Raw genomic sequence first — 20827 nt, 5'->3', positions numbered from 1 at the left:
ACCTGGGCGAGGGCGTACAGACACTGACGGGCATCGTCAGCCCACGCCGCATGGGGGTCATAGAGAAAGAAGCGAATCGGTAACGCCATGGCATCGGTGGCAATCACAATTTGGAGGATACGTACACGGTCGGTGTGATGCGATTCATCGATGCAAAGACAGAGCGTATCGGCGCGATGGGCCGCCAAGACCGAGCGGATCAAGGGGTCAAGGACGGTCTCAACGGTGAGACGCTCATCGCGGAGAATGCGGCGGACTTGGGTGGCATTGCTAACCGGAGTTGCGCGGAAGGCGCTCCCCGTGGCAAGCTGCTCAACGCGCACATCAACGGTTTCCATCAAACCCGTGGTGAGCTGGATGAGGCGATGCTGGACGACGGGATGCAGGGTGGGAAGATGCAGCCGAATCCATGGACTAATACACTGGGCTGTTGGCGAATCGGCGTATACTAAAGGGGCTGATTCCATCGCGAACTCCTGCTAGGATTAAGGTTTAAGCATCCATATCATAGCGGATAGCGTTGATGGAGTCAGCTTTTTAGTTCCAAGGAGCAATCGATGTCATGCAGTAAGAGGGACAAGGGATAAAGAATGAGGGATGAAGGATGGAGGATGAAGGATGAGGGATGAAACTTATCAAAGCCTATAGCCTATAGCCCTCTCCTCTTCGTGCTCTTCGCGTTCTTCGTGGTTAAAAAACGCACTATGTCTTTTTTCAATTCCCAACATCAAAACTATCGTCCCAAAAAAGATAGCGCCTACAATCAACACTAACTGGGATTAATTTGGCAACGCAACAATGCTATAGTCAGCCATTCGCGTTTTGAGGAGAATAATCATGAGTAACCAACCCAATTACTACCCGCCAACGCCACCCAACAACCAACCAAACTCCCAAGATCCCTATCAAGGCCAATATCAGCAAGCGCCGTATGGCCAAAATCCATACCAAGCTCAATATCCACCGCAAGCGCCGTATGGTCAAAATCAGTATCAAGCCCAATATCCACCACAAGCGCCGTATGGCCAAAATCCATACCAAGCTCAATATCAGCCAGTCAATTATCCTTATCAGGTGCCGAATCTCCTGCAGATCGATCCCAAAATCGATCGACGACGTTCGAATATTGCCTTTGGATTGTGTATTGTGGGGTCGATTATTGGTGGTTTTCTGCTCAATAATAATCGTATTGAGCCTGAAAGAACGCTATCCTTGATCGCTTTTGCGCTTGCTGGCATTGCATGGGTCACTGCATGGTGCTTTTCAACCAAAAGCAAAGGCTATTCGCCATGGCTCGGTTTGGTATCAATCTTAGGGGTTTTGGGCATGATCGTATTAATGGTTATTCCCAATCGCAACAAAATCCGCTATTAAAAAAACTGCGCTGCCTGAAATTCAAGCAGCGCAACTTTTAGTTAAATTTAGGCTTCGGCGGCTGCCAAGGCTGGGTACAATGGTTGCAAAGCGGGATAAATTGCGCGATAGGTTGCGTATAATTCAGCATAACGCGCTTGATCGGCGCTTGGCTCGGTAGGGTCGCTCAAGCGCACGGTTGCCGCAACTGCTTGATCAACATCATTAAACCAGCCAGCTCCAACCGCCGCCAACAAAGCAGCTCCATAAGCAGCACCTTCGGTCGTGCTCACCCCAACCAATGGAGCGCCAAGCACATCAGCCAAAATTTGCCGCCACAACCGATTACGCGTGCCCCCACCAGAAGCCCGAATCGCACCAATGGTACCGATTCCAGCTTGGCTCATTAATTCAAGGCTATCGCGCAAACCAAAGGCCACGCCTTCAAGCACCGAGCGGGTAAGATGCGCTTGGGTATGGCGCACCGTCAAGCCAATAAAACCACCACGGGCTAATGGGTCGGGGTGCGGCGTGCGTTCACCAGTCAGATAGGGCGCAAAGAACAAGCCTGCACTGCCAACCGCCACCTGTTCGGCAGGCTCCAGCAATTGATCGTAGCTTAGTTGCGGGGCAAAGGTATCGTGATACCAACGCAAGCTACCAGCAGCGCTCAACATCACACCCATCAAATGCCAACGCCCAGGGACTGCATGACAAAAGGCGTGCAAGCGGCCTTCTGGCTCGATAATTGGGCTGGCTGTTGCTCCAAAAACCACGCCCGACGTGCCAAGGCTCAGCGCAATGCTGCCAGCCTCGACTACGCCAGTTCCCACCGCATTGGCAGCTTGATCGCCACCGCCGCCAACAACCGGAATGCCAGCCACCAAACCCAAGGCTGCGGCAGCCTCGGCATGCAATTGGCCAGTAACCGCTGGGCCTTCAAACAAACGGGGCAACCAAGCAAGGTCGACCTCAAGCGCCTGCGCCACTTCTGCCGACCATTGGCGGCTGCGCACATCCAATAACAATGTGCCTGCACTATCGGCCACATCGCTGGCAAACTCGCCAGTCATACAATAGCGCACATAATCTTTGGGCAACAAAATATGGGCAATTCGGGCATAAAGCTCTGGCTCGTGCTGCTGCACCCACAAAATTTTGGGCGCAGTAAAGCCCGTTAATGCACGATTACCAGTCAATTCGATCAGGCGTTGTGCGCCAAGCCGCTCGGTAATTTGCGCGCACTGCTCAGCCGTGCGCTGATCGTTCCAAAGCAAGGCTGGGCGTAGCACCTCGCCAGCTTGATCGAGCAACACGAGGCCGTGCATTTGGCCCGCCAAACCAATTGCCACAATTTCATTGGCTGCCACGCCTGCTTTGGCCAACACTTCTTGGGTACTTTCGCAGCAAGCCTGCCACCACAAATGCGGTGCTTGCTCGCTCCACAACGGGCGCGGCGTTGCATAATCATAGGTCGCCTGACCAATTGCCACCACCGTGCCTTGTTGATCCATTAACAGTGCCTTGGTCGCCGTCGTTGAAATATCATAACCAAGTACATATGCCATGCTCATGCTCCGTTAAAAGGCTATTGGCTATTGCCTTTTGGCTAACGAAATTTGACCTATAGCCAATAGCCACACGTCTATAGCCAGTTTAACGAACACCCATCAAAAGTCAAAAGGTAAAAAGAACAAAGAGCATAGAACAGAGAACAGATGGCTATTGGCTAATGGCTATAGGCTATCGGAACAATGGTTGTAGTTTCCAACGAATCCCCGATAGTCAAAAGTCAAAAGTCAAAAGTCAAAAGTCAAAAGTCAAAAAGAACAAAGAGCATAGAACAGAGAACAGAGAACAGAGATGTAATGGTTCATCACGTTAACTACTGATTTCCCCTCACCCCCTAGCCCCCTCTCCCGCCCGCGAGGCGAGAGGAAACCGCTGAATCCGTGTCCCCTCGCCCGCATTCAGTGGGAGAGGGGTTGGGGGTGAGGGCATGCACCTAGTTGTCAATCCAATGAACCAGTACATATAGCCCATAGCCCATAGCCCATAGCCAATTTAAACATTGCTTGTAATACTTTTGCTGGTTGAGTGTAGTTTAAGTGCGTCAGATAAGTGAGGCAATGATGATTAGGATTCAGCAACCAACGCTTGATACAAGCACAACCCAAATTGATTTTGGTGAACTGTACGCACAGCATTACGCGGCAATTTATCGCTACATTGACTATCGCGTGCGCGACCCCAGTATCACTGATGATCTCGTTGCCCATACCTTTGAGCGGGCAATGACCCGAATCGATACCTATCGCGCCGATCGTGGCTCGTTGGGAGCATGGATTTTTGGAATCGCCCGCCACTGTGTTGACAGCCATTTTCAGCGGCAACGCCGCCAGCGTTGGCTTTCATTAGATTTTATCCGTGAGCATGCTGCCGACAATAGCGACCTGCTGGCTGATACTGTGCGCGGCGAAACCCATCAGCAATTGCACCAAGCTTTGGGCAAACTCAAAGCCCATGAACGCGACGTGATTGCCTTGAAATTCGGGGCACGTTTGAACAATCGCCAAATTGCCGAAATTACCGGCCATAGCGAAAGCAATGTAGGGGTGATGCTTTATCGCAGCCTGCAACGCCTCCGCCAATGGTTGCCAAATACAGGATACGAACAATGATCGATAAGCAAATCCAGCAATTTAATGCTGATGTTGACCATTTGCTTGACACTGGTCAACTACCATCGTCCGCTGACTCTGATCATCAAGCCCTACTCGCTCTGGCCCAACAGTTAGGCCAAATCGGTTTGCAGCCAAACAGCACTCAGCAGGCGGCTACCGCCAAACGAGTACAGCAGCTGCTCGGTAATCGCAAACCACTTTATGGAGGTTTTATGTTGAAATCGAAATTGCGCATCGGCTTAGCGCTCATGATGGCACTCGTTGTTGCAACCGTGGCCGTGCCGCCATTACGCAGCTATGCCAGCCAAATTTTGTACCAAATTGGCTGGTTGACCGTCAATAATGAGCCAACCAACGTTGAAAAATTGATCAACGAGCCTGAGTCGGAGGCAACTCCAATTCCAGACGAGCCAACCGCAGTCCCACCAGTGTTGAGCGACGAGTTTGTCTACGCGCCAAGCTATTTACCAGCAGGCTACGTTGCCAAACCTAGCTACAATGGTCGCTACTATGCCAACGAAAATCCAGCCGATTCGATCTATATCCATGTCCGATCAATCGAAGAAGGCGATACCTTAAGCGTTGGCGCAGCCAGCACCACTCCAATCACTGTGCGCAACAAGCAAGGCTTGTATGTTGAGCAAGCACCGTTGTACATCAAAGATTTGGGTGGCAAAATGTATCATGATGATCTCGAAACGGTGGCAGTCAACTTGATCTTGTGGGAAGAAAACGGCCAAATCGTGACGGTTGAAAGCTATATCTTGGGCCAAGCAGAGCTCGTGCAAATTGCCGAAAGCTTGCAAGCCAACTAAGCTAACAAGGCTGCTGTCGCTCGAATCAACTGTTCTAGCTCATCTAAGGCTTGAGCAATTGATTCGGGCTGCGGCTGAAGCAGGCTAAATATCCGCGCAACCTGCTGATCGTAACCAGCTGGCACGTGCTTAAACCCACTTGCCAGCGCAACCGAACCTTTTTCGTTCATCCAATAGTGCTGATTGAGCGCAAAGAGCGTCTGGGTTAGAACCATAACCGACCGAAAGCAACAGCCTGCAATATACGCCGAATCACCGTGTTTCACTGCTTTGCGCGCATTAGCAAGGGCAAAATCAGCTTCCCAAAAACGTCCAATCAATGCTTCTTGTAAGGTAGGTGGGTAGGCATGCAGCTGTTGCTTGAGGTTGGCCACGTTCAAATGGGGATCATACAAGGGCTGGCAAAGCGCCACTTCAGCCAGATAAATTGCCGAAACAAAGCCATGAGGATGGCCTGGCTGATAATCAATTGTCACTTGGCCAGCGTTACAAGCAGCCAACACCTGCTCAACCTTGTTCAAATCGCGATACAGCCAATCAACAGGCATCGCCTGGATCGTCAACCAACCACCGCCATTAATCCACGGCCCCCAACCGCCGATGTCGGTCAGCAATTGCTCGCGCTGCAAATCATCAAGCGCCTGCGCATGGCCTTGCAAGGCCATAACATCCAAAGCGCTGCGATAATAAATCCCAATATCATAATCCGATTCGGCGTGATGCGTGCCTCGTGCCCGCGAGCCACCAAGCACCAAGGCCTCCACTCCAGCCACCGTTCGCAAGCGCTCCACTACCACATCAAGAATTTGTGTAGGCATAAATTGAGTGCTCCTTTCATAAACGTTTATAGCACAAAAGCAGCACTCTCTCCATTAAACTTATTCCACATCCTGAAAATGAATTAAACGTGTACCTGTGTCAGCTCGCCAGATTTCTGTCTCATCGCGCACAATTATCAATGGAATTTGTAATTGCCCTTGAATAAATTCGATTCCACGCTGATTTAGACAACGAGCTTTATTACGATCACAATTTTCGACTAATGCCCAAGGAGCTAAACTCAGTTTATTATGATTACCATATGCACTCGCGCCAACCAATTGATAGATTTGTGATTTTATAATCGTTCGAGGTGTGCCATTATTCCATAAATACAGTAGCAAATCTTTATAATAGCTGGCAAATGTTTCTTTTCGAAGAGCTTGAGTGGTCATTACAATCAATCCTTTCATGTTTATATCAATTATCAAAAGCTATAATTATCAAGATTTGGAATAGCAAAGCCAGTATATTCAAAGTATTCTTCCCACGCTGGAACTAACTGGTAGATCATATGAATATTCGTACAACGTTGGCAAATATAGGCATAATTTTTATTAAAGACCTTAACAAGCATTGGAATTGAGCAAAGAGTACATAGAGCACTAGGAATATGCTCAGGTCTGATTGCGCGGGGTTTGCCACAGCTTGTACAATTTTGAGTGATAAATCCGCCTTCACGACTAACAACAATGAGGCTGCGGCTAGCACAACAATGTGACGATTGAAGGCTATACAATAGCGACTTTGCCATCTTAATAATCCTTTCGTTAATCATCGTTAGTAGGTTAGCTGCAATTAAATGCCAAATTTTGCACACTCAGGATTAAATAGAAAAAACACGCCTAAGGCGTGCTTCCAACAGAACAGAGTATTTGTTTTGGTTATTGCGGTAGGTACAAATGAACATGCACGTTTGGCACGCGCTCAAAGGCCTTGATGATCAGTGGCTCAACGTCGGCCCACGCCAAGCCGCCATAGCCACAGCCCAAGGCAGGCAGCGCCAGCGAATCAAGCGAATGCGCTGCAACTACAGTGATTAAGGCATCTAAGCCGCTCGCAATATCGGCCAAGCGCGATTGCTGCTTCCAATGCTGTTTGGTGGGGAAATTGATAATTGTCACTGGCTGCTCAACGCTTGATTCAACAAACACAAACATCGAGCCAAGCTGCACAACTCCAGCCCGACATGCCTTGACATAGGCTTGATAATTGGCAGGAAAAGCTTGGCGAAATTGCAGCGCCAGGCCCTTGCCCATCACCCCAACACAATTAACTGGGTTTACTAAGGCCGCAGTTTTGGCTGCTAGCAGATTTCCTTGGCAATATTCAAGCATGGCAATGCTCACTTCTATCGTTTGCCACCCTTCCGTCCCTCCGCCGGAGGGAAACGCAGGGGGTTTTCATCCCCTGCACCCCCTAAAATTCATTTGGTAGATTGTGAAGATCGTTCGATTTCCCCATCATGCATTTTCTTCGTGTTCTTCGCGCTCTTCGCGGTTGCACTCCCCGTTAACTTTGATACATTTGAATCCAATTACCACATGTGTCATCGAAGATTGCAGCGCGAGTTGGCCCCATGTCGGTGGGTGGGCTACGAAATTCAACGCCCAAACCCTGCATGCGCTTATATTCTGCATCAATATCTTTAACTGCCAAACTCAAACAAGGGATTCCATCGGTTTTGAGCGCCGCTTGGTAGGCTTTGGCAGCCGGATGATTGTTGGGTTCGAGCACAAGTTCAATTTCATCGGGGGCTTCGGGCGAAACCACAGTTAGCCATAAAAATTCGCCAACCGGCACTTCAAACTTTTTAATAAACTCCAACACTTCGGTATAAAACTTCAAGGCCTTGGCTTGGTCGTCGACAAACACGCTGGTCATCTTGATTTGCATACCATTCACCCTTTAACTATACGAACACATGTTTCAAACAGTATACGCCTGTTGTCAAGCAATTGGTAATGTAATGCTAAAACTCGTCCCTTGACCTACGGTCGATTCGACCTCGATTTGGCCAGCATGGGCCTCAACAATTGCTTTGACAATTGCCAAACCCAAGCCAGTCGAGGCTTGATCTTCACGTTGGCGCGAGCTATCACCACGGTAGAAACGGGCGAAAATATAGGGCACATCAGCAGCGGCAATTCCGCTGCCAGTATCGCGAATAATCAGTTGGACTGTTTGCGCTTGGCGCTTGGCAAGCAGGCTAATGCTGCCAACTTTGGTATGGCGCAAGGCATTATTAACCAAATTATTCAAGACCTGGGCCATGCGATCTGTATCAACCGATACTGATGGCAAACCTGCTTCAGTTTCAAGTTTTAGCTCGATATTTTGACGCTCAGCCTGCACAAACGCGCCCAAAACGGTGCGCTCCATCAATGCCGCTGGATCAACCAAACGTCGATTGAGCGAGAGTTCGCCAGCATCGGCCAACGAAAGCACGCGCAAATCGTCAACCAAGCGCTGAAGATGCGTCACTTCATCAAAAATCACGGTGTAGATCGTCTCTGAGGGCTGCAAAACGCCGTCGCGCAAGCCTTCTGCATAGCCACGCAAAATGCTCAGCGGCGTGCGCAAATCGTGGGCAAGATCGGCGGTCATCTGTTTGCGCAAATGGGTGGCTTTGCTCAAATCGGCGCTCATATGATTAAACGAACGAGCCAAATCGCCAATTTCATCATTTGAACGCACTGCCACTTGTTGCTCCAAATGGCCAGCAGCCATAGCTTGGGTTGCCACCGTCAACTCGCGCAACGAGCGGGTTAGCCGTCGCGCCAAAAACGTGCCAACCAATAAAGCAACGCTAGTAGCAAAAATCGCACTGATCGTAATCGCCCACGTAATCCGTTGATCAAAGGCCAGCTGGCCGGGCGATGGCCCAGTTTTGGTCAGCATTTCGGGGCTGAAGGCAGGTGGTTGCACGCCTTGAATAATCCCAAACGCAATATAGCCCACAGTTTGGTTGGCAACAGTCAAGGGTTGGGTCGCATCCAAGGTAGCTTGATCAACCGTCACGCCTGGAAGATACGGGCCATTGGCCAAAACCACCTTGCCATCACGGTCAAACAGAGTTGCGCTGCGCCGATAAAAGGCCAAATCGGGCGCTTGATTGATCTCGGTTTCTAAGCCATCCCAGCTAGCGTGGCTCACATAATAATTGGTCACGGCAGTAATTAATGCCGTTTGATCGCGCTCCGAGATAAAGCGATCAAACTCGTTGCGCGCGCTTTGGCGGGCCAGCAAAGCCACGACTAAAGCGCCAATCAAGCCAACGCCCAAGAAGGCAATGGTCAATTTCCAAGTCAATGAGCGCAGCATCATCATTCTGGCCGTTTCGGGCGGGCAAAGCGATAGCCAACCCCATAGACAGTTTCGATATAACGCGGGTTCTTTGGGTCGGGTTCGATTTTGCTGCGCAAATTGCGAATATGCACATCAATTGTGCGTTCATAGCCTTCATACGCTTGGCCCGAGGTGCGATCAAGCAAATCTAAGCGCGAAAATACGTGTCCAGGCGAGGCCATTAATGTCGCCAAAATTTCAAATTCCGATGGCGTGAGGTCGATAATCTGCTCGCCAACCATCAAGGTGCATGCCGAACGCTCTAGCACAATTTCGCCAATTCGCAGCATATCGGCTTGAGTTGGCGCTTTATAGCTGCGGCGCAACACAGCTCGCACTCGTGCCATAACTTCGCGTGCATTAAATGGCTTGGTAATATAATCATCTGCGCCAAGTTCCAAGCCAATAATTTTATCGTGGTCTTCAATTTTGGCAGTTAATAAAATAATTGGCGTTTCTGCTTCTTTATTCCAAGCGCGCATAAAATCAAGCCCACCAAGTTCGGGCATCATAATATCAAGCAAAATTAAATCGGGCTTGACTTCACGAGCCACATACAAACCTTCACGACCATTTTTGGCCTCAAAAACGTTAAAGCCTTCATTTTGCAAATAACTGCGCAGCAATTCGCGCAGCTTTGCTTCATCATCGATGACTAAAATTGTTTGAGCCATTATACGTTTCCAATCTCCCGCAGCGGGTGCAAACAAGCAGCTAGAGCCAAACAACATCGCGGCGGCGACGCAACCAGCGCATGCCAAACGCCACCAACGCAATAATAATTGCCATAATAGCAGCATTGCGAATGATATGGCCAAAACCACCTTCATGATGATCGCCACCACGCTCGCGGCCAGCAAATTCCGGTCGGGCAGCGCTGGTCGATTGCTCAGTGGTTGGTTGGTCAGCCTCAAGTGTCAATTGGCGTTCAGGTCGCCCAGCAGCAAAGCCAGTTGCCGCACTATTTGGCACGAATGTAACTAAACTTCCAATTACCAAGGCCGCTGCCAGCGCGATAATAACAATGCGTCCTAATAGTTTCATGATGATTGCTCCTTGGTAGCTAATTGATTGGTTGGTTTGTGCAGGCGCTTGGCAATTGGCTGAATCAAATAGCGCTTCGAGCTGCGCACAATCCAATCCCAATGCAACGCCAAATGCAAGCCTATCAGCACCACACCTATGTTGGAAGCAAGCCCGTGCAGGCTACGCCACGTCATATTGCTGGGTAATTCCAGGCCCAACAAGGGCACAACCGTTTTGGAAATCATCACGCCAGTAAACATGATGATCGTCAGATCAATAAACAGGCCAATATTTAACATGTAATTAATTCGTTGTTGCCAAGCCACGTTGCCAAAAAGCTTCTTCGTGATCGCCACAATCCATTGCCAGTGTAAGAGCAAGTGCACCACGATCATCACCAACAAGCCCATGCTGAGCCATTCGTGAATTGGCTCGCCGGTGGCGTTGGGTGCGGTTGCAATTAAAAAGCTCATTCCGATCACCAGATCGACGATATAGTTTGTTTTGCTTCGATTGCCAGTTTTGAGCTTGGTTGCCGTCTGCATACGCTAATCCTTTATTGGTCAAGGTTGTTCAAATCGCTAAAGCTAGTTTAGAAAATAATTGTTCAAAGATTATGAAGAACTCGCCAACAATCTATTGGGATTAAGCCCAACGACTGATTCCAATCGGTCTGAGGGCTATGGCTCAAGCGCAGGCACATCGGCTATACTGCGGGCAGATTCAAATTAATTAGTAGTTGGAGGATTCCAGAATGGCTAAATTAAATCAAATCATCGCGGTTGAAAAAGGGGTCAAAAGCCGCTCATTTTCGGAGTTGACCGAAGCGCACCAAGCGCTGCAAAAACAAGCACTCTTAGCCGGAATTAGCCGCACCTATCGCCCAAAAGATGAAGAAGGCGAACAATTACCGCCAGAATCGACCAAAGTGCAAATGCGCGCCGAAGAAATTATTCGTCAAACAAGCACGATTTTAACGCGTTTATTTGATGTTACTGCAACCAAAGATTGGACAAATTGCGTTGCCAAGGCCAATGTTGTCGTCGATGGCCAAACCTTGCTCAGCGATGTACCAGTTGCTTATTTGCTCTTTTTAGAAAAACAATTAGTTGATTTGCAAACATTTGTACGCAAATTACCAACCCTTGATGCAGCAGAAAGCTGGAATCTTGATCAATCGACCGATACATGGGCAACCGAGCCAGTGCAAACCGTGCGCACCAAGAAAATTCCCCGTAACCACGTTAAGGCTGAAGCAACCGAAAAGCACCCAGCTCAAGTTGAAGTGTATTATGAAGATGTGATTGTTGGTTATTGGCGCACAATTAAATTCTCAGGTGCGTTGCCAGCCCGCCGCGTTAATGAATTGCTCGAACGGATTAGCAAATTGCAACAAGCAGTCAAATTTGCCCGCGAAGAAGCGAATAATACTGAAGCAGTTGAACAAAAAGTTGGCGAACGCTTCTTGAGCTATTTGTTTGGGGCATAAGAAGAGCATAGAACATAGAGCATAGAACATAGAGCATAGAGCATAGAACATAGAGCATAGGGGAATTTAACGCAGCGGCGCAGAGAACCAAATTTCACACGAAGGCTTGAAACCACGAAGAGCACGAAGTAAGGCTATCGGCTTTTGACTTTTGACTTTTGATTTCATCCTTCATTCTCTGCGCCGCTGCGTTAAAAATAGCCACTCTTTAACATTGAGATCATCATGCAACAAGCAACAATTGCGTGGCAACGCTACGCGGCATGCTTGGTTGGCGCAGCAATTGGCGATGCCCTCGGCGCAACTTTAGAATTTCAGCGCCCAGGCAACTTCGCGCCAATCAGCGATATGCTTGGTGGTGGCGTGTTCAATTTGGCTCCTGGCCAATGGACAGACGACACCGCCATGCTGCTCTGCCTTGCTGAAAGTTTAATCGAATCCAAGGGCTTTGATCCGGTCGATCAAATGCAGCGCTATCGGCGTTGGCTCAAAGAAGGCCATTTAAGCAGCACTGGTGGCTATATCGATAGCGGGCGTACCATTCGCGAAGCAATTAACTATTTTATTCAAACTGGCGATGCCTATGCAGGTGACCAAGATCATTGGTCGGCGGGTAATGGCTCGTTGATGCGGATTGCGCCAATTGCCCTTGCGTATGTCAATAATCCCCAATTAGCCGATAGCTACGCTGCGGCTAGCTCCCGCACTACTCATGGCAATCAAATTGCGATCGATGCCTGTCGCTATTTCACTGGGTTAATTATTGGTGCATTACGGGGTGTGCCAAAAATGCAGCTTTTAGCAGCCAATTATCATCCATTGCCCAACTACTGGCAGCAGCAAGCGCTCAGCCCTGAGATTGCCGAAATCGCCGCTGGCTCATTCCGCGAGCGCCAACCACCAGCAATCGAAGCCTTGGGCTATGTACCACGGACGCTCGAAGCAGCGTTATGGGCGTTTTACCACAGCACTTCATTTGAGCAAGGCTGTTTATTGGCAGTCAATTTGGGCAACGATGCTGATACGACGGGAGCAATTTATGGTCAGTTGGCAGGCGCGTATTATGGCGAAAGCGTACTGCAACTGCCATGGGCCAATAGAATTGCGCTGAAGCACACAATTGGAAAATTTGCGGCTAAACTCTATCTTTTGGCAATGCGCGGAGCCAGTTTTTGATCCACGAAGAGCACGAAGAGCACGAAGTAAGGCTCTAGGCTTTTGGCTTTTGGCTAGCGGAATTATTTATTCTACCACCGTATGTTCCGATAGCCTAGAGCCTTCAGCCTAGAGCCATTGATGCTCTGCGCCGCTGCGTTAAATCAATTTATGCACTAATTAAGGCTATTGGCTCTAGGCGTTTGGCTATCGGGGATTCGTTGGAAATTCCAACCATTGTTCCGATAGCCTATTGCTCTTAGCCGATAGCCCTCTGTTCTATGCTCTGTGTTCTATGTTCTTTATGGATAAATCCGGTAAAGTTGGCGTGGGAATGGAATTGCTTCACGGATGTGGCGCGTGCCAGCCAGCCAAGCGACACAGCGCTCGATGCCCATGCCAAAGCCAGAGTGCGGCACACTGCCATAACGTCGCAGATCCAAATACCATTGGTAATCGGCGACATCAAGGCCATGTTCGCGAATGCGGGCTTCGAGCAACTCTGCATCGTGGATACGTTGCGAGCCACCGATAATTTCGCCATAGCCTTCTGGTGCAATCATGTCGGCGCAGCGCACCACTTCTGGGCGGCCTTCAGCTGGTTGCATATAGAAGGCTTTAACCTTGGTTGGATAGTTGTAGATAAACAAGGGCTTATCAAACAAGCTCGCCAAGTAGGTTTCGTGAGGTGCGCCAAAATCGTCGCCCCATTCCAAAGGTGCTAATGGTGCATTATCGGGAGCGACAGTTGCGCCAGCAGCCACACCTTCTTTGATCTTTTCAATCGCTTCGTCGTAGCTGATGCGGGGGAATGGTGGCACAATATTTTCGAGCTTCGAGGTATCGCGCTCTAAAATTTTGAGATCATCTTCGCAGCGATCAAGCACCCGCTGAACGATATATGAAACGAAGTTTTCTTGCAGTTCCATATTATCGTCTTGGTCGGCGAAAGCAAATTCTGGCTCGATCATCCAAAATTCGGTGAGGTGACGGCGGGTTTTCGATTTTTCAGCCCGAAAGGTTGGGCCAAAACAATAGACCCGTCCAAAGGTAGCCATGCCCGATTCAACATAGAGCTGGCCGGTTTGCGCCAAATAGGCATTGCCCAAATCAAAATATTCGGTTGCAAACAAATCGCTGGTGCCTTCGGCGGCGGTTGCCGTCAGAATTGGCGAATCGTAGCGCACAAAATGCTCGCTATTCAAATATTCTTGGGCAGCAGCAATGACTTGAGCGCGAATGCGCAGCAAGGCGTGTTGTTTGGCCGAGCGCACCCACAAGTGGCGATGCTCCATCAAAAATTGGGTGCCATGCTCTTTGGGGGTAATTGGGTAATTTTGGGTTAGATGCACAATTTCAATATCAGTCACATCTAATTCAAAACCCAGGCTTGAGCGTTCGTCGGCGCGCAACGTGCCATGGATATAGCACGACGATTCTTGGGTTAATTCCTTGGCGCGAGCAAACACTTCTTCGCTAACGTTCTTTTTAAACACCACACATTGAATGGTGGCGGTACCATCGCGTAATTGAATAAAAACCAACTTGCCTTTTTCGGTTTTGTTATAGACCCAACCAGCAAGTTTTACCGCTTCGCCAACGTGGTCGGCGCTATCGCGGATATACATCGAGGGCAGCAGTGCCATAGATGCTCCTTCCAACAAAACAACACGATGGCGATGCACCAAGGCACCGCCATGTTTCTCGCAATAATACCATGTACTGCCGCAAGCCAATACGTGATGGGCTATGTCACCAGTTCGTCACCATCAAGTATTGCCAACTCTTCGGCGCTGGGGGTTTGCGAAACAACTTTGCCAAAAATTTCGCGCTCTTTGTTATCGCGAATCATAAAGGCTCGTTTGCGAGCTTCTTCTTCGCCATACTTGCGCACCGACACCGAAGTCCGATGGATTTCATTTGGGCGCGGACACCAGGTGATTTCATAAACATCACGCAGATAAACCTCGCCTTTGCGATTGCGATCTTTGCGGCGCACTCTGGTCACGCCAATTTTGCCAGTCGCGTTGCGGCGACTAACCGTAACCACCGGGCGATCAGTCCGTGGCTTGCCCAACTCGCGTTCGGCCTCGTCACGAAAATCCAAAGCAGCAGCCAAAGCGCCTTCGCGACCATCGTAGAGCATATCACTGAAGAATTTAACTCGTTGTTGGCCTTTGTAGAACACCCGCACATACCAGCCATGTGTCCGTTTGATCTCACGATCTATCCGGCTGATACCCTTGTAATGCACCTCAGGATCAACCGTTTCAATGTGGGGTCGCCCTCGTTCGCGCTTAATTGAATCGCGATACTCTAAAGCATTGCGCAGCGCATTACCAGAGCCATTGAACGCATTGTCGCTGAAAAACTTGCTGAACAATTCACCATCGATCCTCACCCGCACCCACCAACCATACGAATTGGCCTCGACGTTCTCAATCCGTCGGATGTTTTTGTACTTTTGTTGTGTTGCCATATGCATCCTTGTCCGTTGGTGTAAACCTCTACTTAGTAACCCTTCTCTCATGGTTAGGAAGAGGTAAAACGTAGCACGATTATAACGCGAAAATCGCTTATTGAATCTATGCACTTGGCCCTATCTACATGGGTAGCTTTTGGATAACCGCAGTTGGTATATGCTAGCCTAGCAACTATGGGCAGTTAGCGGGCGAGTGGGGGATGGAGATAAATTGTTCTAATCCTTGTGGTGAATGTTTCGATCACCTCATGAACATCACTCGCAAAAAGCGGGTCGTAGGTTGCATGACCGACATACCATTGTAGCACGTTGGTACAGCGTGCCGCAATAATTACGTCAAGCAGCTTGGAAGCGGCTTCGTCCCAGCGTTGGAGCTGACAATAGCCCTTTAAAAAGTTCTGCCAAATGCCATCCCACTGGGGGGTGATCCGCCAACGTCCCACCGCAATCGCCAAATCATACAGCCAATAACCAAAACCACAATCATCAAAGTCGATCGCACGCGCCGCGCCATCGGCAAATAAAATATTGCCCCAATGTGGATCAGCATGAATCAAGCCATAAACATCGCGACCTTTGCCTAGCATGCGCTCAACTTCAGCAAAATCATCCATGGTTTGTTGCAAAAGTTGATGATGTTGCGCCGGAATCGCTGCCCAAACCGTGGCATGATCAGCGCCGTTGCTCACATTGGCCCCAAATTGGCCTTCCCAATCCCAACTGCGGCGCTGAAAATCACTTGGCAAAACCCAATTTTGCGCATGTTGATGTAATTGGCCGACAAGTAGCCCAAGTTGTTGGCAATGGGCTGGCGTAGGATTATTGATTTGCAAACGGCCATCAAGCCATTCCATCAATGAGCAATTGTAACGATGAGGAATTTCGGCAATCTGCACGCTTTGCACATAACGCCCATCTAAGCCAGCAACCGGCAAGGGCACTGGTAATTTGGCTTCTTCAGCCAAGGCTTTGAGCCATTGCAGCTCCGAATTTATTTCGGCAGCGCTGTTGTAGTTGATGCCATGCAAACGCAGCAAATAATAGCCAGTGCGATAAAACCCAGTCTGTGAGCCATCTGCCGCAGCAGTTTTGACGCGATAGGTTGTATTTTCACCATGATTAATAAACGTTATTTGTTCAGCTTTGATGCCAAACGCCGCCAAGGCTGCCTCGGCCAAGCGCCGTCGCCGCTGATGCTGCCCACGCTCAGTTAATTGATCAAATGCTTTCATTGCCAAAGGCTCCTGTCTAGCATAACTGAGCAAGTCTAGCCGATTGGCCTAGCGCTGCACTCCATCGCAAGCCTGAAGCTACTTCAGCAATTGGTATGTTTCTTGCTTCGCTAGACAGTGAAGTGTGGTTACGTGTTAAGGAGATAAAGATTATGTCAAACGAAGAAAAAAAACAGCAATTTCCACCCCAAACCCAAGATCAACAGCCTGGCATCGAATCGGAAATGCAGCCCAAGCCCAAAGCCCAGGATCGCCGCTATCAAGGGAGCGACAAGCTTAAAGATAAAGTTGCCTTGATTACTGGGGGCGATAGTGGGATTGGGCGGGCAGTCGCGATTGTTTATGCCAAAGAAGGCGCTGATGTTGTGATTAATTATTTGAATGAACATGACGACGCACAAGAAACCAAGCGCTTAGTCGAGGCCGAAGGCCGCCGCTGCTTGCTCTCAGCAGGCGATATTGGCGATGAAGCTTATTGCCAAAGCCTCGTCGAGCAAACAATAGCGAAATTCGGCCAGCTTGATATTTTGATTAATAATGCTGCTGAGCAACATCCGCAAGAATCGATTACTGATATTAGTGCCGAGCAATTGGAGCGTACCTTCCGCACCAATATTTTTGCCATGTTCTACCTGACCAAAGCAGCCTTGCCACAGCTCAAAAAAGGCAGCAGCATTATCAATACGACTTCGGTCACAGCCTATCGTGGCAGCCCGCAATTGCTCGATTATTCAGCGACCAAGGGCGCAATCGTGGCCTTTACCCGCTCGCTCTCGCAATCCCTAATCGAAAAAGGCATTCGGGTTAATGGCGTAGCACCCGGCCCAATTTGGACACCGCTGATTCCCGCAACCTTTGATGCAGAAAAAGTAGCGACCTTCGGCAGTGATGTGCCGATGAAACGCGCAGGCCAGCCAGAAGAAGTTGCCAATTGTTATGTGTTTCTGGCCAGCGATGATGCCTCGTATATGGCGGGGCAAATCTTACACCCCAATGGCGGCGAAGTGATCAATGGCTAACTCAGGCCATGTTTTTCGAGCCGATACAGTAATTGATGGCGCGACAAGCCCAACAATTCGGCGGCGCGGGTTTTATTGCCATTGGCACGTTGCAAGGCTTGCTGCAATAAACTGCGCTCAACCAATTCTAGTTGCAGGCCAGTTGCGGGCAAGGCAATTGGCTCGGCAGTAGCCAAAGCCAAATCATGCGGTAAATGCTCAAGCTGAATCGTTTGGCCATTTGCCGCCATCGCTGCCCGCTCCAACACATGGCGCAACTCTGGCAAATTGGCGCTCCAATGGCTTTGCTCAAGCTGTTGGAGCGCTGCTGCACTTAACGATTGCGCGCCAAGCCAAGTCCTAGCAAACAAACCAATGTCGCTGCGGCGTTGGTTCAAACTAGGAACCTGAAGCGTTGGCAGTGGTTGTTCAGGCAATTTAAGGCTGGTCACTATGATCCTCGGTTGGAGGGTTTGGTCTAAAAGCCAATCGAGCCAATTTAGGCCATGGCGAATCAACAGAGTGCCTTGGCCAGCCTCGTGCAGCGCCGCTACGAGCATCGGCTCAGTTAATAACGCTCCATCAAGCTCAATCAAAGGCGCATTGTGGCGCTGGCTGATTGCATGAGCATAACGCGCCAATTGAGCTTTGCCAACGCCTACTTCGCCAACCAACACCAGCAATGGCAAGCGATCGATCATGCGCTCAAGTTGCGCGCGACAGGCGAGCCAAGCAGGATGGCTACCAATTAAACCAGCAATCGTGGCTTGCTGCTGGCTTTGGCGCAAATAGCGAATCTCTTGCTGGAGTGCAGCCCGCTCCAACGCCCGTTGCAGCTTAAAACCAATTTCTTCCAAATCAAAGGGCTTGCGCAAATAATCGGCAGCTCCCCGTTGCATAGCCTCAACTGCACTCGCAACCGTGCCATAGGCGGTCAAGATCAGCACTACCACATCAGGCCAGCGTTCGCGCAACCGAGCCAAGGTTACCAGTCCATCCATGCCTTTTAATTTCAAATCGAGAATCACGACATCGGCAGGCTGGCGACTCATCGCCGCTAAACCATCATTGGCATTGGCTGCTACCACAACCTCATAGCCTTGGTCGCTCAAGGCTTCACTCAGCACCCAACGCAAATTCGCCTCATCGTCAATTACCAAAACGCGTTTGCTCATGCTTGTGCTCCTTGCCGCAACAGAGGTAGCCGCAAACGAGCCAACGTGCCTTGATTTGGCCCAGCTTCGAGGCTAATTGTGCCGCCATGTTCGGCAACACTGCGCGCAACCAAGGCCAAACCCATGCCTGTACCATCGTCTCGGGTGGTAAAAAATGGATCAAAAATCCGCTCGCGAATCGCCGGATCGATGCCCACTCCCTGATCCTGCACCAGAATTTCAAGCTGTTGGCCGACAATCAGGCTTTCAAGCTGAATCACTTGCCCAGTTTGGCTTGCTTGCAGCGCATTCAAACTTAGGTTTAATAGCATTTGCCAGATTGCATCGCGATCAGCTTCAATCCACGGTTCAGTAGAATCGAGGATTAGCTGCAAGGCAACGCCATGTTCTGCTGCCAACGGCTGACAGGTAGCCCCAAATTCGGCTAATAATTGGTTGATTGCCAATGGCTGGCGTTGCAACGCTTGGGGCTGGGCATAGTTTAACAGCGAGCTAATCAAGCGATCCAAACGATCAACCTCGCTATTAATCACGCTTGTATAGTGGGCTAAGGCTGGTTGTTGAGCCAATTTATGGCCCAAGAGTTGGCTGGTAGCACGCACAATGCCCAATGGATTGCGGGCCTCGTGGGCGAGACCGCCAGCCAATTGGCCCAAGGCTGCCATACGTTCAGCTTGGCGAATGCGCTCGGCGATTGCTTGCTGCTCGCGAATATCCTCAAACACCAAAACCGCCCCAATTGGCTGACCCTCAATATTATGTAATGCTGAACGCCGCACCGCCAACGCGCCTTTAGCAAGCTGCATTTCGCTATAGCCATTGGTTTGGGGCAATTGGGCGAGGCTTGGAGTTGGCTGCAATAAATGTTTCGCTGTTGGATTTTGCAATTTCAACTGCTGCTGCTCAATCGTGGCAACGCCTACCGGCAGGCTTGCTAGCACGTCGTGAATGTACACCCGCAAGCCTTCGGCACGGCTGTGGGCCTGTTGTTCGCGCTCGGCTAAACTGCCAAGCAACGCTGCCACCACAATCAAGGTCACCATCTCCAACGTATTATCGAGTAAGCTATTAGAAGCATGGACATCGAGCCAATGGGCATGCGGTAAATAGACCAACGCGGTAAAAAGCGCCAGCCCAAGCCCAAATGTACGGCCCCACATCACTGCCGCCACACCAACCGGCAGATAATACAAACTGCGATAAATCGAATGATAGGGCAAAAGATGGGCGCTGGTCAGATAATGCAGCGCCGTAATAATCAGCTCGCTGCTGAGCACAAACCACAACCAATGCCGTTGCTGAGCAACCTTAACCATAAAACAGCCTCGTCGTGTTACACCAATCGTCATGAGCATTGTAGATTCATTCTGTTCAGCAAACAATTTTTTATAAAATTATTACTGTAATGCAGCGCAGAATGTGGCATTTGCTACAGAATGTGGCATTTGCCACAGCCGAATCCTGCTAAAAAGCCGCAAATTGCCGAAAACTAGCCGTTGCTGCCAAATGTGGGTAGGCTAAGGCTAGGCACATTTGGTTTGAAAGGAACTTAATAATGCAACGATGGATGATGGTTATAACGCTCATTTTCTTGCTCGCAGGCTGTAGCGCCAGCAACGACGATCACGCTACCGAAGCTCCCACAATGGATCATGGCAGTATGAGCATGAGCGATCTACAGTTTCTTGATGGCATGATCGAGCATCATCGGGGGGCAATTGCTATGGCCAAGGATGCCCAAACGCAAGCCAGCGATCCCCGCGTGCAAGAGCTAGCCAAGCAAATTATTGCAGCCCAAGAGCCAGAAATTACTCAGCTGCAAGCATGGCGCAAAGCCTGGTTTGGCGATGCGCCAGCCAGCGATCTGAGCGCATTGCACATGGGTTCGATGGATGTTCCCGCAGGCAGCGAAAGCTACGATCGGCGCTTTTTGAGCGCGATGATCAGCCATCACGACGGTGCAATCGCGATGGCCCAAAGCATCAAAAGCAGCACTCAACGCAATGAACTCAAAAGCTTTGCCGATGCAGTGATCGCCGCCCAAACTGCTGAAAACCAACAAATGCAGAGTTGGTTGCAGGAAATCAAGTAGGTAGCAGGGGCCAGGAATTATAATTGGGTTGCGTAATACAAATCTGGCCCCTGACTTCTGAATCCTGCCCCCTCGCTCTTCGTGTCCTGCGTGGATCAACAAAATACCAAATCGCCCATAGCCTAAAAAACTGCGGTATAGTGTTGACTGTGATTGCTC

Annotated in this window: 23 protein-coding genes; 7 read left to right on the top strand and 16 right to left on the bottom strand. The window is 49.7% G+C overall.

Annotation, left to right across the window (positions count from 1 at the left end; translation table 11 throughout):
- Positions 1 to 467: hypothetical protein (locus JOD20_RS23540; protein ID WP_204757621.1), on the bottom strand; the 467-nt coding region annotated here is incomplete at its 3' end.
- A 370-nt stretch (positions 468 to 837) separates the two neighbouring features.
- Here JOD20_RS23540 and JOD20_RS23535 point away from each other — a divergent pair.
- Positions 838 to 1374: a hypothetical protein gene (locus JOD20_RS23535; protein ID WP_204757620.1), complete on the top strand. Its 537-nt coding sequence runs from the start codon at positions 838 to 840 to the stop codon at positions 1372 to 1374.
- Between the two features lie 47 nt (positions 1375 to 1421).
- Here the strand turns inward: JOD20_RS23535 and xylB are convergent, their stop codons facing one another.
- Positions 1422 to 2921: a xylulokinase gene (gene xylB / locus JOD20_RS23530; RefSeq protein WP_204757619.1), complete on the bottom strand. Its 1500-nt coding sequence runs from the start codon at positions 2919 to 2921 to the stop codon at positions 1422 to 1424.
- 561 nt (positions 2922 to 3482) lie between these two features.
- On the opposite strand from xylB, the gene JOD20_RS23525 reads away from it, so the two are divergent.
- On the top strand, positions 3483 to 4034 hold the full coding sequence (locus tag JOD20_RS23525) for a sigma-70 family RNA polymerase sigma factor (RefSeq protein WP_204757618.1): 552 nt from the start codon (positions 3483 to 3485) through the stop codon (positions 4032 to 4034).
- A complete protein-coding gene (locus JOD20_RS23520) occupies positions 4031 to 4852 on the top strand; it encodes a hypothetical protein (protein WP_204757617.1) in 822 nt (273 codons plus the stop codon). Before JOD20_RS23525 ends, JOD20_RS23520 begins: the two co-directional genes overlap by 4 nt.
- On the opposite strand, the gene JOD20_RS23515 is transcribed toward JOD20_RS23520, so the two are convergent.
- The 9 genes from JOD20_RS23515 to JOD20_RS23475 all read right to left on the bottom strand — a co-directional run bounded on the left by JOD20_RS23515 (position 4849) and on the right by JOD20_RS23475 (position 10590).
- Positions 4849 to 5670: a nucleotidyltransferase domain-containing protein gene (locus JOD20_RS23515; RefSeq protein WP_204757616.1), complete on the bottom strand. Its 822-nt coding sequence runs from the start codon at positions 5668 to 5670 to the stop codon at positions 4849 to 4851. The two genes, JOD20_RS23520 and JOD20_RS23515, sit on opposite strands and share 4 nt — an antisense overlap.
- Before the next feature lie 60 nt (positions 5671 to 5730).
- Complete coding sequence (locus JOD20_RS23510; protein WP_204757615.1) at positions 5731 to 6066, bottom strand: hypothetical protein; 336 nt, start codon at positions 6064 to 6066, stop codon at positions 5731 to 5733.
- 32 nt (positions 6067 to 6098) lie between these two features.
- Positions 6099 to 6425 carry a hypothetical protein gene (locus JOD20_RS23505; protein WP_204757614.1) on the bottom strand — a complete coding sequence of 109 codons (327 nt, stop codon included), beginning with the start codon at positions 6423 to 6425 and terminating at the stop codon, positions 6099 to 6101.
- Positions 6426 to 6555: 130 nt separating this feature from the next.
- On the bottom strand, positions 6556 to 7008 hold the full coding sequence (locus tag JOD20_RS23500; RefSeq protein WP_204757613.1) for a macro domain-containing protein: 453 nt from the start codon (positions 7006 to 7008) through the stop codon (positions 6556 to 6558).
- A 175-nt stretch (positions 7009 to 7183) separates the two neighbouring features.
- Entirely contained in the window at positions 7184 to 7567 is a 384-nt protein-coding gene (locus tag JOD20_RS23495; protein ID WP_204757612.1) for a VOC family protein, read from the bottom strand.
- A gap of 54 nt (positions 7568 to 7621) precedes the next feature.
- A complete protein-coding gene (locus JOD20_RS23490; protein WP_204757611.1) occupies positions 7622 to 9001 on the bottom strand; it encodes a sensor histidine kinase in 1380 nt (459 codons plus the stop codon).
- Positions 8998 to 9693 carry a response regulator gene (locus JOD20_RS23485; RefSeq protein ID WP_110516511.1) on the bottom strand — a complete coding sequence of 232 codons (696 nt, stop codon included), beginning with the start codon at positions 9691 to 9693 and terminating at the stop codon, positions 8998 to 9000. Before JOD20_RS23485 ends, JOD20_RS23490 begins: the two co-directional genes overlap by 4 nt.
- A gap of 40 nt (positions 9694 to 9733) precedes the next feature.
- Complete coding sequence (locus JOD20_RS23480; protein WP_204757610.1) at positions 9734 to 10063, bottom strand: hypothetical protein; 330 nt, start codon at positions 10061 to 10063, stop codon at positions 9734 to 9736.
- Entirely contained in the window at positions 10060 to 10590 is a 531-nt protein-coding gene (locus tag JOD20_RS23475; RefSeq protein WP_204757609.1) for a DUF4405 domain-containing protein, read from the bottom strand. The genes JOD20_RS23480 and JOD20_RS23475 overlap by 4 nt, the downstream gene beginning before the upstream one ends.
- Before the next feature lie 209 nt (positions 10591 to 10799).
- On the opposite strand from JOD20_RS23475, the gene JOD20_RS23470 reads away from it, so the two are divergent.
- Both JOD20_RS23470 and JOD20_RS23465 read left to right on the top strand, forming a co-directional pair.
- On the top strand, positions 10800 to 11534 hold the full coding sequence (locus JOD20_RS23470) for a DUF7873 family protein (RefSeq protein WP_204757608.1): 735 nt from the start codon (positions 10800 to 10802) through the stop codon (positions 11532 to 11534).
- A gap of 225 nt (positions 11535 to 11759) precedes the next feature.
- A complete protein-coding gene (locus JOD20_RS23465; RefSeq protein WP_204757607.1) occupies positions 11760 to 12710 on the top strand; it encodes an ADP-ribosylglycohydrolase family protein in 951 nt (316 codons plus the stop codon).
- 281 nt (positions 12711 to 12991) lie between these two features.
- Here JOD20_RS23465 and asnS read toward each other — a convergent pair whose 3' ends face one another.
- The 3 genes from asnS to JOD20_RS23450 form a co-directional block, all read right to left on the bottom strand.
- Positions 12992 to 14335, bottom strand: a complete 1344-nt coding sequence (gene asnS / locus JOD20_RS23460; protein WP_204757606.1) for an asparagine--tRNA ligase — start codon at positions 14333 to 14335, stop codon at positions 12992 to 12994.
- 101 nt (positions 14336 to 14436) lie between these two features.
- Positions 14437 to 15168 (bottom strand): hypothetical protein, encoded by a 732-nt coding sequence (locus JOD20_RS23455; protein WP_204757605.1) that lies wholly within the window; start codon positions 15166 to 15168, stop codon positions 14437 to 14439.
- 185 nt (positions 15169 to 15353) lie between these two features.
- Positions 15354 to 16403 (bottom strand): phosphotransferase enzyme family protein, encoded by a 1050-nt coding sequence (locus JOD20_RS23450; protein WP_204757604.1) that lies wholly within the window; start codon positions 16401 to 16403, stop codon positions 15354 to 15356.
- A gap of 152 nt (positions 16404 to 16555) precedes the next feature.
- Here JOD20_RS23450 and JOD20_RS23445 point away from each other — a divergent pair, with 152 nt between their 5' ends.
- On the top strand, positions 16556 to 17422 hold the full coding sequence (locus tag JOD20_RS23445) for an SDR family oxidoreductase (protein ID WP_204757603.1): 867 nt from the start codon (positions 16556 to 16558) through the stop codon (positions 17420 to 17422).
- Here JOD20_RS23445 and JOD20_RS23440 read toward each other — a convergent pair.
- Together JOD20_RS23440 and JOD20_RS23435 are read right to left on the bottom strand one after the other, a co-directional pair.
- A complete protein-coding gene (locus JOD20_RS23440) occupies positions 17419 to 18576 on the bottom strand; it encodes a sigma-54-dependent transcriptional regulator (protein WP_204757602.1) in 1158 nt (385 codons plus the stop codon). The genes JOD20_RS23445 and JOD20_RS23440 overlap by 4 nt on opposite strands.
- A complete protein-coding gene (locus JOD20_RS23435; protein WP_204757601.1) occupies positions 18573 to 19892 on the bottom strand; it encodes a two-component system sensor histidine kinase NtrB in 1320 nt (439 codons plus the stop codon). The genes JOD20_RS23440 and JOD20_RS23435 overlap by 4 nt, the downstream gene beginning before the upstream one ends.
- 239 nt (positions 19893 to 20131) lie before the next feature.
- Here JOD20_RS23435 and JOD20_RS23430 point away from each other — a divergent pair, with 239 nt between their 5' ends.
- Positions 20132 to 20668, top strand: a complete 537-nt coding sequence (locus tag JOD20_RS23430) for a DUF305 domain-containing protein (protein ID WP_204757600.1) — start codon at positions 20132 to 20134, stop codon at positions 20666 to 20668.
- The last annotated feature ends 159 nt before the right edge of the window (positions 20669 to 20827 follow it).

It is taken from the genome of Herpetosiphon giganteus (genome assembly GCF_016907925.1).
GTDB classification, from domain to species: Bacteria; Chloroflexota; Chloroflexia; order Chloroflexales; family Herpetosiphonaceae; genus Herpetosiphon; species Herpetosiphon giganteus.
The sequence above is the reverse complement of the archived record's forward strand: the minus strand, read 5'-3'. Positions and strand labels throughout refer to the sequence as shown.

What these genes read in the sequence shown, in the direction of transcription:
- JOD20_RS23535 (WP_204757620.1), top strand. Translation starts at nt 838, where the DNA reads ATGAGTAACCAACCCAATTACTACCCGCCAACGCCACCCAACAACCAA.
- xylB (WP_204757619.1), bottom strand. Translation starts at nt 2,921, where the DNA reads ATGGCATATGTACTTGGTTATGATATTTCAACGACGGCGACCAAGGCA.
- JOD20_RS23525 (WP_204757618.1), top strand. Translation starts at nt 3,483, where the DNA reads ATGATGATTAGGATTCAGCAACCAACGCTTGATACAAGCACAACCCAA.
- JOD20_RS23520 (WP_204757617.1), top strand. Translation starts at nt 4,031, where the DNA reads ATGATCGATAAGCAAATCCAGCAATTTAATGCTGATGTTGACCATTTG.
- JOD20_RS23515 (WP_204757616.1), bottom strand. Translation starts at nt 5,670, where the DNA reads ATGCCTACACAAATTCTTGATGTGGTAGTGGAGCGCTTGCGAACGGTG.
- JOD20_RS23510 (WP_204757615.1), bottom strand. Translation starts at nt 6,066, where the DNA reads ATGACCACTCAAGCTCTTCGAAAAGAAACATTTGCCAGCTATTATAAA.
- JOD20_RS23505 (WP_204757614.1), bottom strand. Translation starts at nt 6,425, where the DNA reads ATGGCAAAGTCGCTATTGTATAGCCTTCAATCGTCACATTGTTGTGCT.
- JOD20_RS23500 (WP_204757613.1), bottom strand. Translation starts at nt 7,008, where the DNA reads ATGCTTGAATATTGCCAAGGAAATCTGCTAGCAGCCAAAACTGCGGCC.
- JOD20_RS23495 (WP_204757612.1), bottom strand. Translation starts at nt 7,567, where the DNA reads ATGCAAATCAAGATGACCAGCGTGTTTGTCGACGACCAAGCCAAGGCC.
- JOD20_RS23490 (WP_204757611.1), bottom strand. Translation starts at nt 9,001, where the DNA reads ATGATGATGCTGCGCTCATTGACTTGGAAATTGACCATTGCCTTCTTG.
- JOD20_RS23485 (WP_110516511.1), bottom strand. Translation starts at nt 9,693, where the DNA reads ATGGCTCAAACAATTTTAGTCATCGATGATGAAGCAAAGCTGCGCGAA.
- JOD20_RS23480 (WP_204757610.1), bottom strand. Translation starts at nt 10,063, where the DNA reads ATGAAACTATTAGGACGCATTGTTATTATCGCGCTGGCAGCGGCCTTG.
- JOD20_RS23475 (WP_204757609.1), bottom strand. Translation starts at nt 10,590, where the DNA reads ATGCAGACGGCAACCAAGCTCAAAACTGGCAATCGAAGCAAAACAAAC.
- JOD20_RS23470 (WP_204757608.1), top strand. Translation starts at nt 10,800, where the DNA reads ATGGCTAAATTAAATCAAATCATCGCGGTTGAAAAAGGGGTCAAAAGC.
- JOD20_RS23465 (WP_204757607.1), top strand. Translation starts at nt 11,760, where the DNA reads ATGCAACAAGCAACAATTGCGTGGCAACGCTACGCGGCATGCTTGGTT.
- asnS (WP_204757606.1), bottom strand. Translation starts at nt 14,335, where the DNA reads ATGGCACTGCTGCCCTCGATGTATATCCGCGATAGCGCCGACCACGTT.
- JOD20_RS23455 (WP_204757605.1), bottom strand. Translation starts at nt 15,168, where the DNA reads ATGGCAACACAACAAAAGTACAAAAACATCCGACGGATTGAGAACGTC.
- JOD20_RS23450 (WP_204757604.1), bottom strand. Translation starts at nt 16,403, where the DNA reads ATGAAAGCATTTGATCAATTAACTGAGCGTGGGCAGCATCAGCGGCGA.
- JOD20_RS23445 (WP_204757603.1), top strand. Translation starts at nt 16,556, where the DNA reads ATGTCAAACGAAGAAAAAAAACAGCAATTTCCACCCCAAACCCAAGAT.
- JOD20_RS23440 (WP_204757602.1), bottom strand. Translation starts at nt 18,576, where the DNA reads ATGAGCAAACGCGTTTTGGTAATTGACGATGAGGCGAATTTGCGTTGG.
- JOD20_RS23435 (WP_204757601.1), bottom strand. Translation starts at nt 19,892, where the DNA reads ATGGTTAAGGTTGCTCAGCAACGGCATTGGTTGTGGTTTGTGCTCAGC.
- JOD20_RS23430 (WP_204757600.1), top strand. Translation starts at nt 20,132, where the DNA reads ATGCAACGATGGATGATGGTTATAACGCTCATTTTCTTGCTCGCAGGC.